The sequence below is a fragment of the Bradyrhizobium sp. LB11.1 genome, from assembly GCF_040549385.1.
Lineage (GTDB): Bacteria > Pseudomonadota > Alphaproteobacteria > Rhizobiales > Xanthobacteraceae > Bradyrhizobium.
Genome location: NZ_JBEPTH010000024.1, coordinates 1 through 17490 on the forward strand (window position 1 = coordinate 1; position 17490 = coordinate 17490).

General features: G+C 60.6%; 15 protein-coding genes and 3 pseudogenes. 9 read left to right on the forward strand and 9 right to left on the reverse strand.

Features of this window, described 5'->3' with window-relative positions:
• The 3 genes from ABIA96_RS34260 to ABIA96_RS34270 all read left to right on the forward strand — a co-directional run.
• Positions 1 to 200 (forward strand): DUF5985 family protein (locus tag ABIA96_RS34260; RefSeq protein ID WP_354141333.1); only part of this gene is annotated, 200 nt, incomplete at its 5' end.
• A complete protein-coding gene (locus ABIA96_RS34265) occupies positions 200 to 472 on the forward strand; it encodes a DUF5985 family protein (RefSeq protein WP_354141334.1) in 273 nt (90 codons plus the stop codon). The genes ABIA96_RS34260 and ABIA96_RS34265, both read left to right, overlap by 1 nt.
• 389 nt (positions 473 to 861) lie before the next feature.
• The gene (locus tag ABIA96_RS34270) at positions 862 to 1200 is read left to right on the forward strand and encodes a hypothetical protein (protein ID WP_354141335.1); all 339 of its coding nucleotides are present in this window, start codon (positions 862 to 864) and stop codon (positions 1198 to 1200) included.
• Positions 1201 to 1309: 109 nt separating this feature from the next.
• On the opposite strand, the gene ABIA96_RS34275 is transcribed toward ABIA96_RS34270, so the two are convergent.
• Entirely contained in the window at positions 1310 to 1699 is a 390-nt protein-coding gene (locus ABIA96_RS34275) for an MAPEG family protein (RefSeq protein ID WP_354141336.1), read from the reverse strand.
• 252 nt (positions 1700 to 1951) lie between these two features.
• Between ABIA96_RS34275 and nhaD the strand changes: the two genes are divergently transcribed.
• On the forward strand, positions 1952 to 3226 hold the full coding sequence (gene nhaD / locus ABIA96_RS34280; RefSeq protein WP_354141337.1) for a sodium:proton antiporter NhaD: 1275 nt from the start codon (positions 1952 to 1954) through the stop codon (positions 3224 to 3226).
• A 26-nt stretch (positions 3227 to 3252) separates the two neighbouring features.
• On the opposite strand, the gene ABIA96_RS34285 is transcribed toward nhaD, so the two are convergent.
• Both ABIA96_RS34285 and ABIA96_RS34290 read right to left on the reverse strand, forming a co-directional pair.
• Positions 3253 to 3459: a hypothetical protein gene (locus ABIA96_RS34285; RefSeq protein ID WP_354141338.1), complete on the reverse strand. Its 207-nt coding sequence runs from the start codon at positions 3457 to 3459 to the stop codon at positions 3253 to 3255.
• 514 nt (positions 3460 to 3973) lie between these two features.
• Positions 3974 to 4423, reverse strand: a pseudogene (locus ABIA96_RS34290) (ABC transporter substrate-binding protein); the annotation flags it as partial.
• Positions 4424 to 5563: 1140 nt separating this feature from the next.
• Here ABIA96_RS34290 and ABIA96_RS34295 point away from each other — a divergent pair.
• The 3 genes and pseudogenes from ABIA96_RS34295 (at position 5564) to ABIA96_RS34305 (ending at position 7394) form a co-directional block, all read left to right on the forward strand.
• Positions 5564 to 6266, forward strand: a pseudogene (locus ABIA96_RS34295) (cytochrome c oxidase subunit 3).
• A gap of 295 nt (positions 6267 to 6561) precedes the next feature.
• Complete coding sequence (locus ABIA96_RS34300; protein ID WP_354141339.1) at positions 6562 to 6789, forward strand: DUF899 family protein; 228 nt, start codon at positions 6562 to 6564, stop codon at positions 6787 to 6789.
• Between the two features lie 404 nt (positions 6790 to 7193).
• Positions 7194 to 7394, forward strand: a complete 201-nt coding sequence (locus ABIA96_RS34305) for a hypothetical protein (RefSeq protein WP_354141340.1) — start codon at positions 7194 to 7196, stop codon at positions 7392 to 7394.
• A gap of 50 nt (positions 7395 to 7444) precedes the next feature.
• Here ABIA96_RS34305 and ABIA96_RS34310 read toward each other — a convergent pair whose 3' ends face one another.
• The 4 genes from ABIA96_RS34310 to ABIA96_RS34325 form a co-directional block, all read right to left on the reverse strand.
• Positions 7445 to 8773, reverse strand: a complete 1329-nt coding sequence (locus ABIA96_RS34310; protein WP_354141341.1) for an amidase — start codon at positions 8771 to 8773, stop codon at positions 7445 to 7447.
• Positions 8774 to 8853: 80 nt separating this feature from the next.
• On the reverse strand, positions 8854 to 10206 hold the full coding sequence (locus ABIA96_RS34315; protein ID WP_354141342.1) for a TRAP transporter large permease: 1353 nt from the start codon (positions 10204 to 10206) through the stop codon (positions 8854 to 8856).
• Positions 10203 to 10823, reverse strand: a complete 621-nt coding sequence (locus ABIA96_RS34320; protein WP_354141343.1) for a TRAP transporter small permease subunit — start codon at positions 10821 to 10823, stop codon at positions 10203 to 10205. The genes ABIA96_RS34315 and ABIA96_RS34320 overlap by 4 nt, the downstream gene beginning before the upstream one ends.
• A 96-nt stretch (positions 10824 to 10919) precedes the next feature.
• Positions 10920 to 12056 (reverse strand): TRAP transporter substrate-binding protein, encoded by a 1137-nt coding sequence (locus ABIA96_RS34325; RefSeq protein WP_354141344.1) that lies wholly within the window; start codon positions 12054 to 12056, stop codon positions 10920 to 10922.
• 498 nt (positions 12057 to 12554) lie between these two features.
• On the opposite strand from ABIA96_RS34325, the gene ABIA96_RS34330 reads away from it, so the two are divergent.
• Together ABIA96_RS34330 and ABIA96_RS34335 are read left to right on the forward strand one after the other, a co-directional pair.
• On the forward strand, positions 12555 to 13892 hold the full coding sequence (locus tag ABIA96_RS34330; RefSeq protein WP_354141345.1) for an ArsB/NhaD family transporter: 1338 nt from the start codon (positions 12555 to 12557) through the stop codon (positions 13890 to 13892).
• 157 nt (positions 13893 to 14049) lie between these two features.
• Positions 14050 to 15045, forward strand: a pseudogene (locus ABIA96_RS34335) (IS5 family transposase); the annotation flags it as partial.
• A gap of 109 nt (positions 15046 to 15154) precedes the next feature.
• On the opposite strand, the gene ABIA96_RS34340 reads toward ABIA96_RS34335, so the two are convergent.
• Together ABIA96_RS34340 and ABIA96_RS34345 are read right to left on the reverse strand one after the other, a co-directional pair.
• Positions 15155 to 16003 carry an ABC transporter ATP-binding protein gene (locus ABIA96_RS34340; RefSeq protein WP_354141346.1) on the reverse strand — a complete coding sequence of 283 codons (849 nt, stop codon included), beginning with the start codon at positions 16001 to 16003 and terminating at the stop codon, positions 15155 to 15157.
• A gap of 137 nt (positions 16004 to 16140) precedes the next feature.
• Positions 16141 to 17472 (reverse strand): ABC transporter substrate-binding protein, encoded by a 1332-nt coding sequence (locus tag ABIA96_RS34345; protein WP_354141347.1) that lies wholly within the window; start codon positions 17470 to 17472, stop codon positions 16141 to 16143.
• Between the last annotated feature and the right edge of the window lie 18 nt (positions 17473 to 17490).

Here is a 17490-nt window from a genome sequence, read left to right on the forward strand (position 1 = left end):
GAGCCAAGGGTGAACCACTAAGGCACCGCCAGACGAAAGAGGCGGCAAACAGATATGTTCAGCCTACCGCCACCGCGCCACATCTCGACTCTACCGATAAGCTGGTATTCCCAGACATCGACCTTTCCGCTGTCCGGACCTCGATCGCATTAATCGCAACTCTGACCCTCCTGTACGGCTTGATCTGGGAGGCGGAGTGATGGAGCACGTCTCCAGCGTCCTTGCGGGTGCCGCGGCCACGGCCTCCCTTACGGTCGCTCTGTTCTTTCTGAAATTTTGGCGGCGAACAAAGGACTCGTTCTTCCTGCTGTTTGCGGCTGCTTTTGCAATCGACGCGATCTCACGCTTCGTGCTGGGGATGGTTCAAATTTCCGATGCAGCCGAGCCCGTGTACTTCGTGCCACGCCTTGTGACGTTCGGACTGATCGCCCTAGCCATCATCAAAAAGAATGCGCCATGGAATCGTCTTTAGGAGCAGCTGAGAAACTGCGCTGTTCTAAATTCGAAAAGCCCGCGTGTTCTCCGGCCAATATTTCGCTCTTCCATGCGGGCGACACGTCAGTTCGTGCTGGGCGAAGTCAAGTTGGTCCGGAAAAAAGCCAGTACGGTGACGTACCGATTGCCGTATGAATGTTCCTTGCTCATTGTGTGTGCGCTCCGATGCCGGGAATATTGCGCAGGGGGGCTTCACATGGGCAAATTAGACCAACCCGGATTGCGGTATCCGCAGGCTCATTGCGTGTTCTGTTCCGCTAAGGCGCCGCACGTGCACGAGCGCCTGGCCGTTGACGGGAAGCAAGTGGTACGTTCGCTCTGTCTCATGTGTAGGAAAGAGCAGTCAAAAGGGAGAGGCGAAGTACAATGGTCGCTTCCTCGCGCTACCCCGTGATGAGACAGGAACCTGCCGACCTGGATGCCGAACAAGATCGCAACCTCATAACCGCAGGAGAGAGCTGCGCCATGAGCAATGCAACGAAGTTTATCGATGAGCACGACAACCGGGTCGCGGTCATCACTGAGATCGGAATTGACGTCAAAGCTCTCGTTCTCGACGAGAGTACGAGAGAGGTAAGCTGTGCGAACTTCCCCGACGCAGAAAAGCTGCTCTACGCCAAAGCGTTTCAGGCTTGGGCTGATGGCAAAATCGAGGGGGAGGCAGAGGAGATTTTTGAGACCGTCCAGGAAGTGCTTGAGAGCTAGGACGCGCTAAGCCCCGCCAGGTCCGGCACTTGAGGGCTGGACTCGCCGGACGCCAAACTAAGGGGTTAAGGTGTTTGTCTTGGGTCGAACGCGTGCCCATCCCGCGTGTTCAGACAAATATGTCGGCGACGATCGTGAAAATCCCAACCTGTGCGGCGAGCCAACAGATCGGCCGTACGCCTGGAGGCGCGAAGGCGTACGCAGCGACATAGAGGATCCGGGCGACGACAAACACCCAAGCCCCAATTGTCGACAGTGAGCCGACGGCATCAGCTGCATGCACCAGGAACAGGGCGGCGACGAATTGTGGAAATATCTCAAGCAAGTTTCGGTGCGCCCGAACAAAGCGGCCGCTAAGACCTATAACCTCGCGCGGTTCGTCACGAGGCCCTGCGACCCAAGCGCCGCCGAGCTGGCGCAGTGTCAGCACACTGGATAGCGTAAGCTGAACGACCGCCAGCAACATGGCCGCGGCTAATGCCCACAGATCGCCTGTCATGACTGTGTAGTCCAGTCCTCAAGGTCGCGCGATTTGGCACTGCCTGTGAAACGTGTCGCAGGGAGCCGGCCAACCCGCAATGCCGGGCGGCCCCAGCGCCTAGGGTGAAGCATACGATCTGTATGTCCGCAAGGGAATCACACAGGCGGACGTCAGACCCTGTTGTATGGAACCGCGGGGCACCTCGTCGCATGGTCAAGACTATCGTTGAGGCGCACAAGGCGCACCTGCCTTCTCGTTCGGGGACCTCCCTTGGTTGTCATGCTTGTCCTGGTTTTCGTGATCGCCTATGCCGCGATTGCGCTGGAGCACCCGCTTAAAATCAGCAAATCCGCATCCGCCTTGTTTGGCGCTGGACTGCTCTGGACGATTTATGCGTTCTCCGTTGGCGATCCCGACCGCATAGGGCATGAACTAGACGAAACTGTTACGGCGACCGCACGGATCATATTCTTCTTGCTAGGTGCGATGACGATCGTGGAAGTGATCGATGCGCACGACGGTTTTGCGATCATCGCCTCCCGCATCCGCGCACGGCGGTTAACGGGTCTGTTGTGGCTTATATCAGGGGGGACGTTCTTTCTAAGCGCCATTCTTGACAATCTAACTACCGCTATCGTGATGGTCTCGTTGATGCGGAAGCTGCTCGACCGGCGCGACGATCGGCTGCTGTTCGCCTCCGTGATCGTCGTCGCGGCCAATGCGGGCGGTGCATGGTCACCGATGGGGGATGTCACCACAACGATGCTGTGGATTGGCGGGCAGGTGACCTCGCTCGGAATCATCAAGGCGCTGTTTCTTGCTTCCGTTGTGAACCTGCTGGTGCCCCTGGTCGTCCTGACCTTCGGGCTCAGAGGCAGGTCGTTCACTCCAAGCGCCGTCGCCGAAGCTTCCGCTGTTGCACCGATCGAGCGGAACCTGATGCTTGGGCTCGGGCTCGCCGTTCTTGTGCTGGTACCTGCGTTCAAGCAGATCACGCACTTGCCGCCCTTCATGGGCATCCTGTTCGGCCTAAGCATTCTCTGGCTTGCCGGCGAAATCCTGCACAAGGGCAAGCCGCAGGAGGCGCGGAACAAGCTGACGTTGGCGCACGCGCTGAGCCGGATCGATCTCAGTTCGCTTCTGTTCTTTGTCGGGATTCTACTCGCCGTGGCGACGCTAGAACACGCCAAGATTCTCGAAGCGCTCGCCGGCTGGCTGGACCGCGCGATCGGACGCCAGGATGTCATCGTCCTGCTGCTTGGACTGTTAAGCGCGATCGTGGACAACGTACCCCTGGTGGCGGCTGCGATGGGGATGTACCCCCTTTCGCAATACCCGACCGACAGTTTCTTGTGGGAGTTCATGGCCTATTGCGCGGGAACCGGCGGGTCGATCCTGATCCTCGGATCCGCGGCGGGGGTTGCCGCCATGGGCATCGAGAAGATCCAGTTCATGTGGTACATGCGAAAGATCGCGTCGCTGGCGATGCTCGGCTATTTCGCGGGCGCTGCGGTCTATGTCGTGCAATTCAGACTGCTGCACTGACCGGCCCACACGGCGTCGCCGCACCGTCAGATTTCTCCGCTCCGGTTGGAGACCAAGCGGATGTGCGTGACGCGATCGGCATTGGCGGCGAGGTATTCTTGCGCGGCCGTGAGCAGCCGTTGCACGCCATTGTATTCGCGATGTCGCGGGTACAGGTGCAGGTCAGTATCCACGACTATCACATCGACCGTGCCAGCCGGCGTGATGTCGATGGCGAACGAGACGAAAGACACGTGCGGGCTTCTCAAAAGCATATGGTTCGCCACCATCGATGACCAAGGAAGACTATACCCACCAAAATAGGTTGTTACTCCAGTCACTCACGTTTTCCCTGCAGACCGACGGGGCGATTGATGGCGTGCCCGGCTCCAGGTTAAGAAAAGGGAATCGCGAGAAACTAAGCGGCATTTGTCCTTGGTGGAAGCCATGATCTCCCGCCGCCGCACAAAACGATAGCGGCGTCGCTTCTGCGCGAGTTCGATTCCCTTCGGACGTCGCTTCCCGAAAATTGGCTGCATAGCATTCGGAAAGACCCCAAGCGCGAGCCGCAATCGCCGCCTTCCGGGCGCGACCTAGGTGCCTGAAATACATGAAGGTCACTGGAGAGATGGCGTACTTCGGACCCTGAGCAAGCCGGCGGCGCTATCACGGAGCGTACGGAGCAGCGGAAAATGTAGCTTGGCGGCAAACATGTGGGCAAAGTAGCGGTGGATGGAATCGAATCCCCGACCCCCGGGCGTAGCGTCAAAAAAAGACTTCCTTGCCGCGTGATTTCGAGGCGGGAATGTCCAAAGCAGGAACGTTCAATTCTTTCGCGGCATCGCGCCACAGATCTTCGCGGTTGACCCTCTCTATCAACGCCTTGGTATCTGTTGTCTGAGGCGTCTTTCCTCAACGGATATTCTCGGTGAGGAACCAGAGATCATGGCTTTGGAACGGGTACGAAGCATGATCACGCCAGAACTTCATGAGCAGAGGGCTGTTCGTCTCAACGCGGCCATTTCCAAAGTTGAAATTGCCCTTGATGCGCTCATCGATATCGGACACAGGAACGTTCATCCACTGGCGCTTGCTGCTTAGCGCGGCCAGTTCGTCCTTTTTCGAGTCCTTGTCACACCATTGCTGCGCTTCCATCACTGCCATTAACCAAGCTTTTGCTGCACGTGGGTTCTTCTCGACCCAGGCAGCCCGCATCGCGCTTTGCCAGCGCGTTCGCGTCGAAGACGCGCGCCGGCTGGGTATTCCGCAATCTGGTCATCAAAACCTTTGCCATATCGGGCTCGGCGAGGCTCGCCGTGGGCAGGGACACCGCCGATGCCACAAACAACCGATCGGCGCCGCAGTTGGCGCCGGTCGGTGAACTTGAACGGGATAACCGGTACCCAAACTCCCGATCCACACTTGAGTTGTTGGCACGTTCAACGGTGGTTTCACTTCGCCTTGATCCGGCCGGCCGCAGGTTCGTGCGCCGACGCACAGCGGTAGTTCTACGGGAGTTCACGCGGGCAGAGCTGCCGCCCGATTGCGTCTGCAGCCGTCTATTGCGCTACAGCTGATGTGAGGATGTGTTCGGCTTGACGGCACGTCGTCAAAACAAACGCCGTCCTGCTGCATTGCCATTCACTACCGAGCGCCGCAACTGACACGGGCTGGGGGGCAGCCATCGCTATCAACAGAACAGTCGCGCCGGCCAACGAATTTGCGATGACGAGCGCGCGCGCTGTACGAGTCCACGTTGGGCCGATCATTGCCGTCGCTCCTTTTTGAGATTGCCCGAGAGTACGATCAAGCTGACCCTTGTTTTGTAATTGAGATCACAGTTCGAAAGGCCTTTCTGGCCTGCGGCAAAATGGGCGACCGCGCCAGGTGGCAAGGTCATCTAGGGCGCCATCACGAGCGCGGAGATCCCCGGGCTAGGGGCGCACGGGAGGCCGCCAGGAAGGCCGCCCGCGCTTCCTCGAAGCTGGATGCCGAGCCACCCGTTTGTTCGCCGAGGCGGCTGCCTGGATAGAAGCCGCAGCGCCATGTTCATGACGATGCAGCGTTAGGGGGCCCACAGCCAGGCGATCGTGCCGACATGGACGTCGCCGAAATAGATCAGCCAGCAGTCGGCTCGGTCCTTGGAAAGTCGGCGGGTAAGTTGCGACATCAAAACGCGCCGCCGGTTCCGCGGCAATCGCCCAAGAGGTTGGGCATAGCGGGATATGCGGCAGCGCCGGGTGATGCTAAAATAAGGAACGATAGAACTCGCGCTGCGCTGCGGAACGTCTTTTCCTTGTCCAAGCGCTGAGCTTGTGATCGGCTAGCCGCGCAGGGAGGCGGGCAAGGAGCCAAGCCGTGGGTGTGATCCTCCTGTTCGTGGTCGGACTTGCAGCATATGCCGGATGGTGGCTGTCACACCAGCGGCTGATGGCAAAACCCTGGCTCGAGGAGGGGGTGATCGGCGAGTTCCCGGGCGGCGGCGGATTATCGGCGCCGCCGGCGAAGATCGGCCTCGGCGTCTTTCTCGCGGTTGCCGGCTCACTGTTCGCGCTCCTCATCAGCGCTTACGTGGTGCGCATGGGTCTGCTGGACTGGCGGCCGCTGCCGGTCCTCCCGCTGCTCTGGTTCAATACCGGCGTTCTGGTCCTGAGCAGCGTCACCCTGCAATGGGCACTTGCCGCGGCACGTCGCGGCGACCACGACGGCATGGTTACAGGAGTGCTCAGCGCCGGCATTTCCGCAGTCGTTTTCCTGATCGGCCAATTGCTGGCGTGGCGGCAATTGATCGTGGCCGGTTATGTGGTGGCCGGCAATCCGGCCAATTCATTTTTCTACTTGGTGACGGCGATTCATGGGTTGCATTTGCTCGGCGGCCTCGTGGCGCTCGGCCGGACCATCGCCAAACTGTGGCACGGCGGCGACTTGCCAAAATTGCGCTTGAGCGTGGAATTGTGCGCCGTACTGGCACTTCCTGCTGTTGGTCTGGCTGATGCTTCTAGGGCTTCTGACCGGTTGGACGGTCGCATTCCTCGATATCTGTGGTCACTTGATTTCGTAAGCGAAAGGGTAAGGGCCGAATGGAGACTCGACGTTTGGCCGCGGCGGCGCGTTCCAACGCGGCCTTGGTGCGCGCGGTGACACGGATGGCGAGCGCGAAGTTGCTCTCTTTCACGGATTCGATTTCTTCAGCTTGACGCCGGGCGCGTCGCCGTTGGTGAACTCGGCGCCGAGCTCCTCGAGCGTGGCGCGGACCGCATCAACGGTTCGCTCTTTCAATCCTTCGCCGGCCACCGCGATTCGCAAACATACGCCTCTAGTTGTTGCGGAGCTCTCTGCTCTATGAGGTGGAATCCATGAGCATCACCTTCCCGAACGAGTCATCGGAGTATCGTGCGGCGCGCAACGGGCTGCTTGAGCAGGAAATCGCTTTGCGCCGCCGGACGGAAACTGTTGCAGCCGGGCTCAGGGCCTTGCCGCCAGGTGGCGAGATCCCAGAGGACTATGTCTTCGATTACGTTGGCGATGAGGGGCGCCTGCGACCGTCAGGATGTCTGAGCTCTTTACGGGTGGCGATACGTTAATGCTCTACCATTACATGTTCCCGCGGCACGCTGGCGATACTCGACCCGGTCCGACGGGTGGTACCACGGCGGAGTTGCCGCTCAAGCAGAGAACGTGTCCATCCTGCACTGCGCTCATCGATATGTGGGAAGGCACGATGCCTCGTTTCTACGGCCTTGGAGGAAATCTCGCGGTCGTTCGACCTGACTGTAAATCGGCGCCGAAGCATGACCCCTCCAAAGTCAAGTGGATCATAGACTTATCGTGCCGATCGGCGTCGAGACCCCACGCCGATTAACGCACCCACTTTCCGCTACTCGCGTTCGGTGGCAGCAGGCCTTGCGGGTGGGCAACTTGACGTGCTTAGTCTACCGCTGCGGCGGCGCCACTTTACGGATCTACCGCCGCCAGGGAGGGAAGTGCCGTGTTCAAGATCCTTGCCACCTTGTTCGGAGCCCTGTGCGCCATCATCTATGTCGGGTTTTTCGCCTACAAGGTGGATAAGCTTCCGCTCATTATCATCGTCGCTGCGTGCCTCGGCCTGATGGTCTATTCATTTTATGACGACTTGCGGAATGACCGCACGATCGCGCAAATTCGCGCCGAGAACGACAAGTCGCAGTAGCGCGGACGCCGCTCGGCCGCCGCAGCCGCACTGATGAGGCGGCCCGGAGGTCAGCTCTGCGCCGCAATGAACTCAGACAACCAGCGCGCGGTGCGCAAAAGCCGGCCGTCATTGCCGCGTAGCCCGACGAGCTGCACCCCTATCGGCATGCCGTTCTCCCCCCGCATAAGCGGCAGCGAAATCGCAGGCGTGCCCAAGAGCGTCCAGGCGGTGCAGAAAATCGGGTTGCCGGTGCTGTCGAGACCACGCGGCGCCTCACCGGGTGCAGCCGGCGTCAGAATGGCATCATAACGGGCGAAGACGTCGTCGAGCGCCAGGTTGAGTAAAGGAATTCTGGCGACCGCCCGAATATAGTCGGCCGCGGGCACCTCCTGTCCGTGCTCAATGGTCCCGCAGAGCCGTGCGCTCAGCCTGTCCCGACCTTTCTCGTATTCCGGCGCCAAGCTCACCGCGAGCTCCGCGTCGTGGATGCTGCGGTGCAAATCGGGGACATGTTCAAACACCGAAGGCAGCTCCACCTCGGCGACACTGTCGCCGAGCATGTCCGCCAGTTCGGCGAATGCGGCTTGGGTGTCGTCCTTGGCCTGGTCCCAGAACGGGGTCTTTGCGAACGCCAATTTCGGCGGCAAGGGCGGTTCATCGGCCGTCAAGCGGACGAGATCCGGGAGCGCCTGCGGGCGCATGTCCGCATCGCCCGGATCATACCCCGTCATGACCTCCGCTATGAGCGCGGCATCGGCAACGCTCCCGGCGAAAACCCCGACATGATCGAGGGTGCGCGACAGCGGCAGCACTCCGCGGCGCGAGATCAGGCCGTGGGTCGGCTTGTAGCCCACCACGCCGCAAAAGGACGCCGGGCGGATGGTGGAACCATTGGTCTGCGACCCGATCGCCAGCGGCACCATGCCGGCAGCCACCGCGGCCGCCGATCCACTCGACGAGCCGCCCGGCGTGCGCCCGGGATCATGCGGATTGCGGGTCTTGCCCGGGTGAAACACCGCAAGCTCGGTGGTCACCGTCTTGCCCATGATCACGGCGCCGGCCTGGCGCAGCCGGGCGACGGCGGTACAGTCTTGGTGCGGCCGGCGGCCAGCATGCAGCACGGTGCCATCCTCGGTCGGCATGTCTTCGGTGTCGAAAATATCCTTCACGCCGACGGGAATGCCGTGCAGCGGACCGCGCGGCCGGCCATTGGCGCGCGCTTCGTCGAGCGCGCGCGCCTGGTTGCGTGCGTGTTCGGGATCGAGGAAAGCCCAGGCTTCGATAGCGCTGTCGAGCGCCTCGATGCGAGCGAGGCAGGAGTTCACCACGTCCTGCGCAGTGACGGCGCCGTCACGAAGCGCGGCGATCGTCTCCGCCAGCGTCGAAGCGTTAGCCATGCATGCGCTCCTTGCGATGCCGATATGCTGCCGCTCGCGTGGCGCCCGTCAGGCGCCGATGACGGCAAGGCTGGCCATGGTCACTTGGCATAAAGATGGTCGGGTAGCCACAGCGCCATGCTCGGGAAAGTATAGAGCAGCGCCATGGTGATGAAGACCATGAAGACAAATGGCAAGGCGCCGGCGAAAATCTGCGTCAGGCGCACCTGCGGAGGCGCGATGCCCTTGAGGTAATAGGCGGCCATGGCCATCGGCGGCGTATTGAACGAGGTCTGGATGTTAAGCGCCACGAGGATGCCGAAGATAATCGGATCGACATGGTAATACGGCAGCAGCGGCAGGAAGATCGGCACGAAGATGATGATGATCTCGGTCCATTCCAGCGGCCAGCCGAGCAGGAAGATGATGAACTGGGTGAGCAGCAGGAACTCGACCCGGCCCAAGTTGAGGCTCTTGATCAGGTCCTCAACGACGCTCTGCCCGCCGAGATAGGCGAACACCGAGGCGAAGGTCCACGAGCCGACGAACAGGAAAGTGACCATGGCGGAGGTCCGCGCCGTCAGATAGACGGCCTCCTTCAGGCGCGGAAAGTCGAACTCGCGATAAGCCACCGCCAGCACCAGGCTGCCGAAGGAACCGACGGCGGCCGCCTCGGTCGGCGTCGCCAGTCCAAGCAGGATGGCGCCGAGCACCGACAAGATCAGCACCGCCAGTGGAAAAAACGAGGTCAATAGCGCGAACAAGATCTGCCGCATCGGCACCCTGCCTTGATCCTCCGGCAGCGGCGGCGCAAGCTTGGGGTTGATGAGCGTCCGGCCCACGACATAGACGATGTAGAAGCCGGCAAGCACGAATCCGGGGATGAACGCGGCCGCATACAGTCTGACCACGGACTCGCCGGCGGTCGCAGCGTAGAGGATGAGCAGAATGCTGGGCGGGATTAAGATACCGAGGCATCCGCCGGCGCAGACCACGCCCGCCGCGAGCTTGGTATCATAACCGGCCTTAAGCATGGCCGGGAACGCCAGCAAGCCCATCAGCGTCACCACGGCGCCGACGATGCCGACCGCCGTGGCGAAGAGCGCGCAGGTAATCAGCGTTGCCACCGCGAGTGAGGCAGGGATGCGGCGCGCCGCGACCTGGATGCTGAAGAACAGCCGGTCGAGGATGTTGGCGCGTTCGACCACGTAGCCCATGAACAGGAACAATGGCACCGCGGTCAGCGTGTCGTTGCTGAGGATGCTGAAGGTGTTCTGGACCAGCAGGTCGAAGACGCGATTCTGGAAGATGTGATGAATTTGATCCGGCGTCGCGTAGGCGTAGTAGCCGAAGAAGATGCCCATTCCCATGAGCGTGAAGACGATCGGAAAACCGAGCAGGATGGTGATGATGAACAGACATATCATCACCACGCCGATTTCGCCGCCCGTCATGACCGGTTCTCCCCAGCGGCGCCGGGCATTGCGATGTCGGCGCGATGCTTGGCAGCGTATTCGCGCTCGTGCAGGATGGCGGTCTCCATTTCCTCCACGTCTTGGGCGCGCTGCGGCCATATTCCGGTGCGCAGGCAGATGATGCAGCGGAAGACCTCGGCCAAGCCCTGAATCAGCAGCGCCGCGCCAGCCGCCGGGATCAATGTCTTGAGCGGGAAAATCGGGATGTCAGCCGGACTGTAGATGCTGACCTCCTGGTAGAGCCAGGACTCCGCGGCATAGCGGTAGCCGGCAAAGGTCAAGGCCAGCACGCCGGGGAAGAAGAAAACGATGTACAGCAGCAGATCGGTCGCGGCCTGGACGCGCGGCGGCCACAGCCGATAGACCACGTCGCCGCGGACGTGGGCGTTGCGCGAGAGCGTGTAGGCACCCGCCATGATAAACAGCGCGCCGTACATGTTGTAGGAAAGGTCGTAGGCCCAGACCGTCGGATCATCGAGCACATAGCGGACGAAGACCTCGTAACTGGTGCCGAAGGTCATGATGAGGATGTACCAGCCGAAGGCTTTTCCGATGGCAACGCTGAGGCGATCGGCGAAGCTGATATAGGCAAGCATGATGTGTGACCTGTGTCCCTCTCATCCAAACAACAGGCGGGGACGGCGGATCCGATGCCGTCCCCTGTCGCACCGGGCCCGTTCGCGGCGGCCGGCTCAGAAGCCGAGCGGCTGCTCCTGGCCGTAATAGTGATTGTAGGCGAGCTTGGAGTCAGACGCGTTGAGGATGTTGTAATATGCCACGTCCTTCGCCCAGGCCTTCTGGTTATCGGATATCTTCTTGAACCATTCGTTTTCGCTGCTGTACTGCGCGACCACCTTGTCCCAGGCAGCGAGCTGAGCCTGAAGGATCGACTCCGATGTGCGGTAGACGTGCACGCCATCCTTCTGAATCAGGGTCTGCAGGTCCTTCCCATACTGCGGAAAAGCCATCCAGAGATTCTTCGAGGACGCCGCAGCGACGGCATGGGTGAGAATGGCTTGCTGCTCCTTGGGCAGCGATTCGAACTTGGTCTTGTTGAACTCGATTTCCAGACACTCATTGTTCTGGTGATAGGAGCTCATCATGTAGTACTTGGCAACATCGGCGGCGCCGAAGCGCATGTCCGAGGTCGGGTTGTTGTACTCGAAAGCCTCGATGACGCCCTTCTCCATTGCGGGGATGATTTCGCCGCCGGGAAGCTGCGTCACCTTCAGCCCCATCGCCTGCATGACGTTGGAGGCAAGGCCGACGGTGCGGTATTTCAGGTTCTTCAGATCGGCCGGGGTCTTCGGCTCGAACTTGAACCAGCCGAGCGGCTGGGTCGGCAGCGGCATTAGGTACCAGCCGACGATATCGAGGTTGAGCACCTTCTGCGTCAGCTCCGCGTAGAGCTTATGGCCGTCGCCATAATAGAACCACGACAAGAACTGGTGCGCATCCCAGCCGTAGCAAGGGCCGGTGCCGAACAGTGAGGCGGCGCGGTTCTTGCCGTACCAATAGGCGGCCACCAGATGACCGCCATCGAGCACGCCCTTGTTTACCGCGTCCTGCACTTCGAACGCCTTCACAACGGCGCCGGCATTGAGATAATCGAGCTTCAGGCGCGGTGCGCCCAGTTCGTTGACGATATCGACGTATTGTTTCGCCATATCGTTGAAGATGTCGCCGGCGCCCCATGAACCCTGCATCTTCAGGGTGACAGTCTGTGCCCGCGAGATTTGCGGCAGGGCGATCGTCGCCGCGCCGGTCAGTGCCGCGCCGGCAAGGAACTTGCGCCGGCTCGTTGGTTTCGATTGCGGTTTCGTCACCATGGAATTCCCTCCCTGGCTCGTGGCGACATTGTCAGCTGCCTTGTTGTACGCCTTGTCGTATCTGACAGCCGTACGCCGGCCATGATTCCGTCTGGCAGACGGCGTCGGCCTCAACCGATCCGAGAATTGCAGGTTTTTAATAATCCCTTTTCAATAGTCTGTCTTTACGCCTTTCGCCCGAGCGATGCCGAGCCACACACCGCCGCCTTGTGCGGCGCAATGCCAGCGGTCACACCGCCGCCGATGATGCGGTGCGATCGATGCAGATGCGGTCCTTGGCCGCAATCGCTTCAATGCCGACAGATGGTCCCTAACCGTACAATCCGACGCGGCGCGGTAACCCTTCAGCATTCGGGCCAATTGTTCGTGCTCCTGCCGATTTGGCGTCTATCAACGGCCTTGACTCGGCGCCTGGCAACCCTGAGCTTTCCCCCGAAAGGAGGGCGCCCAGTGTTGATGGGGCCCACCAAGCGCGCTTGATCTGTGGGGATTTCGGCAATGACCGCACAGGCGGCATCTCACGTCTATTTCGGCCTTAGTCCGACGTGGGTATCCACCTTCGTCTTGGGCATCACCTACGCCATCATCATGTCGGAGAAGATTAACCGCTCTATTGTCGCAATAGTCGGCGCCGGCGTGATGATCCTAACTGGCGTGCTCGACCAGGACGAGGCGATCAAGGGCATCGATTGGAATACGATCGGGCTGCTCACCGGCATGATGATCCTGGTGTCGATCTCGCGGCGCTCCGGCATGTTCCAGTACCTGGCGATATGGTCGGCGAAGGCAGCCAAAGCCCATCCCGCCGGCATTCTGCTCGTCCTGCAGATCACTACGGCGGTGCTCTCCGCGTTCCTCGACAACGTCACCACCGTGCTACTCATCGTGCCCGTCACACTCGCTATCTGCAGCACGTTAAAGGTACCGCCTTATCCGTACTTGCTCGCGGAAATCTTCGCCTCCAATATCGGCGGCACCGCAACCCTGATCGGCGATCCGCCTAATATCCTGATCGGCTCGCAAGTCGGGCTCTCCTTCAACGACTTCGTCATTCACCTGACGCCGGTGATCGGCCTTGTCGCATTAGTGCAAGCGGTGATCATTCATCTCCTCTGGGGCAAGGATCTCAAGGCGTCGCACGATGCCGAGGTCCGAGTGATGGCCATGAATGCGACCGATGCAATCCTCGACGGGACGCTGCTTAAGCAGTCGCTGCTAATTCTGACTCTGGTCATGATTGCTTTCGTCCTGGCTCGCCCGCTGCATCTTCAGCCCGCCACAATAGCCATGCTGGGCGCCGCCCTGTTGATGTTGCTCGACAACTGGGCTCATCACACCGAGAGGGCTTCCCGCAACATTCATCAGACATTCGGAGATGTTGAGTGGATCACGATTTTCTTCTTTATCGGTCTCTTTGTGGTGGTGCACGGCGTCGACGTCGGGGGCCTTCTCAGTACTCTTGCCAACGATCTGCTGGCCGCGACGGGCGGAAACATGGCGCATGCCGGCTACGCCATTCTGTGGTCATCAGCCGTGCTGTCTGCCATCGTCGACAACATTCCATTCGTTGCGACCATGATTCCGCTGATCAAGAACATGGCGCCGGCTTTCGGCGGCACGGAGCACATCCAGCCGCTGTGGTGGTGCCTGTCGCTTGGCACGTGCCTGGGAGGCAACGGCACCCTGATCGGAGCGTCGGCCAATTTGACGGTCGCTGGTATCGGTGAGCGCAACGGGGTTCCGTTTAGCTTCGTTACCTACACGCTCTATGCCTTTCCAATGATGCTCGTTTCGATGGTGATCTGTCAGGTTTATGTATGGTGGCGCTACTTCTGAGCGCACAATCGGAACTTCCTCACCCGCTCGTCTTGGTTGCGATTTGATGCGGCAGCGAACACCGCTTCGCGATGCCGACCTTATGGCTTTCAGATGCGACACGTCGTACGGTCACAATTGCATCGGCACCAATGAGCCGGCTATCTTGACCGAGCAAGACAAGCTGGAGCTGTTGTTGGCCGAGAGCCTGCGGGTGGCGCACGAGGCCGGCGCGTTGCGCAGCCAAGACCTCAAGCGGGTCACGGTCGACACCACGGTGCAGCCCAAGGCCATCAGCTTCCCGACCGATGCCAAGCTGCTGCATGCGGCCATCAAGAGCCTCAACCGCCTGCCGACCAGGCACGGCATCAGGCTGCGGCAATCCTATTGTCGCGTCGCCAAGGCCGCCGCGATGATAGCGGGCCGCTACGCCCATGCCAAACAGTTCAGGCGGCATCAGCGGCAGTTGCGTATCCTGCGCAGCCGGCTGGGCTGGATCATCCGCGACATCCGCCGCAAGATCGAGGGCCAGCCTGCACTGGAGGAGACGTTCGCCCTCCCGCTTGGCCGAGCCGGGCAGCTCCGCTCGCAACAGCAGCGCCAGCGCGGCTGGAAGCCCTATTCCTTCCATGCTCCGGAGGTGGAGTGCATCGGCAAGGGCAAGGCCGCCGCGCCTTACGAGTTCGGCATGAAGGCCTCCATCGTCACCAACAACCGCCGGGCTCCCGGCGGCCTGTTCGTGCTGCATGCCAGGGCGCTGCCCGATAACCCGGACGGCGGTCACACCTTGCGGGACGTCATTGACCGCATCGAGACACTCACCGGCTGCGCGATCGAGCGGGCCTATGTCGACAAGGGATACCGCGGCCACGACGCGCAAAATCCCCGCCGCGTATTCATCTCCGGCCAGAAGCGCGGCGTCTTCGGTGTCATCAAGCGCGAGCTGCGCCGCCGTTCCGCCATCGAGCCCATCATCGGACACCTCAAGGCCGAAGGTCACCTCGGCCGCTGCTATCTCAAAGGCCGCCGAGGAGACGCCGCCAACATCGTCCTCTCAGCCGTGGGCCACAACTTCCGCCGCATCCTCGCCTGGCTCAGACAACTCTTGTGCCTGCTCCTGCTCCCGCTATGGCGCACGCTCGCCTGTCCAGCCCCACTCAATTCGGCTTCTTAACGGACGACTACATATTGACCGAGCGGTCGATAGCGTGCCCGTAGAGGTTACGCCTGGATGCCGGATCCCCAGGATCGAGGCGCGCCACGCGCCAGCACTGACGAGATCGCTACGCCAGCCACCGTTTGCGGCGGCGGTAGTGCTTGCTGTCACGGAAACTCTTGCGGCGATCTTCGGAAATGCCGAGGTAGAATTCCTTCACATCCTCGTTGGCGGCGAGCGCCTTGGCCTCGCCATCCATCACCACGCGGCCGTTCTCCAGGATGTAACCGTAACGCGCGAATTGTAGCGCCATATGGGTGTTCTGCTCGGCGAGCAAAAACGATACGACTTCCTTCTCGTTCAGGTCTTTGACGATGCGGAAGATCTCCTCGACGATCTGTGGTGCCAGCCCCATAGAGGGCTCGTCAAGCAATATCATCTTCGGGCGCGACATCAACGCGCGCCCCAACGCGCACATCTGCTGCTCTCCGCCGGAGGTGTAGCCGGACAGCGCATTCTTCCGCCGGGCGAGAAGGGGGAAATAGCTATACACCAGATCCAGATCGCGCCTTATGGCGGTCTTGCCGTCGCGCCGGGTGAAGGCACCGGTGAGCAAATTCTCCTCGATGGTGAGGTGACCGAAACAATGACGGCCTTCCATCACCTGGATGCAGCCGCGCCGCACCAGCTCGTTGGGCGAGAGATGTTGCACCTCGGTGCCGTCGAACAGGATGGCTCCCTTGGTGACGTTGCCGCGTTCGGCGTGAAGCAGATTGGAGATCGCTTTTAGGGTGGTGGTCTTGCCGGCGCCGTTGGCGCCGAGCAATGCCACGATGCCGCCTTTGGGCACGTCGAGCGATACGCCCTTGAGCACCAGGATGATGCGGTCGTAGATGACCTCGATATTGTTGACCGACAGCAGGAGATTAGCGGGCGCGGTCGTTGGCTTGGAAGCGGCGAGTTCGACGGTAGCCATGCCAGTCTTTCCGTTGTTGGAGCCACCCCCATCCGGAGGAGGCGCCGTCTCGAAGGATGGGGGCAATTGGCCAATTTATCCCTCGTCCGTAAGGGACGCGTCCAACAACGCTCCTCACGGACGAGGGCTTTCTCAAGTTACGACGGCTTATCGCAAGCCTCGGTGCGCTTCGGCCAACCGGTATTCTTCTCAACGTACTCGGCTGCACCCTTTTCCAGGAGTGGCAGCACCTTGTCCTTCATCGGCTCGATCCAGTCGGAGACTTTCACCCACTTGGCGCCATCCCACTGCTGCATGTAAGCAGGACTGTGGCCGTTATGGTCCTCGCAGCTCGTATGGACGACCGTTCCGAAGTTCGGAAGGCCGAGTTCCTTCCAGCGCGCCTCGGTGATATTCAGCGTCTCGAGGCCGCGCCGGACATCCGGGCCGGTCACGACTTTCTTGTCGGTGATCTTCTGCGCGTTTCGGATGGCCTCGGCGATCAGCACGCTGTTATAGACGCCACGATCGTAAAAGGTGTTGCCGAACCGATCGCTCTCGACCTGGCTCTTGCCCTTGTCCACGACATATTTCTTGATGTCCTGGATGGCAGGGTAGTTTGAGCCCAGACCGCTGATATTGAGCGCTAGATAGCCCTTGGCCTGCTGACCTGCGGCGCTCGCGTCACTATCGGCTCCCGACCACCAGATGCCGATGAAGTGGTCCATAGGATAGCCGTTCTCGGCTGCGCGCTTGACCGCGGTCGGGTTCATGGCACCCCAACCCCACATGATCATCCAGTTCGGACGGTCGCGGCGGACGGACAGCCATTGTCCGGACTGATCGGACATCTCCTTGCCGGCCACCGGATATAGTTTCACATTGAAACCGTAGTCCTTGCCCAATTGCTGGAGCAGCGGGATCGGCTCGCGGCCATAACCGGCGTCGAGAAAGATGAAGCCGATCGTCTTGCCCTTGAGCTTTGCCAGGCCGCCGTCCTTGTCGCCGATGTAGCGGATGATCATCGACATGCCGTCCCAGTAGGTGGCGGGCGGATTGAACACCCAGGGGAAGTCCTGGCCGATCGCGGATTCCGACAAGCCATAGGACATCGACAAAATCGGAATCTTGTCGACCGCGGCCTTCGGAATCACCTGCAGTGTAATGCCGGTCGAGAACGGGTTGACGACTGTCGGGTTCTTGTCCTTCACCGACTCCCAGCATTCGACGCCCCGTTTGACGTCGTAGCCGGTTTCGCATTCGTCGACCTTGAGCTTGACGCCGCCGATTCCGCCGTCGCGCTCGTTGAGCATGGTGAGATAGTCGTGCATGCCGTTGGCGATCGGGATGCCGGAATTGGCATAGGGACCGGTGCGGTAGGTAAACAGTGGCACGTAGATCGAGTCTTGCGCCAGAGCCGGGCTGGTCAGCGCAGAGGTTCCCAGCAAACCAGCACAGGCAATGGCGATAAGCAGTTGTCTTGTATTCATGACATTCTCCCATCAAAC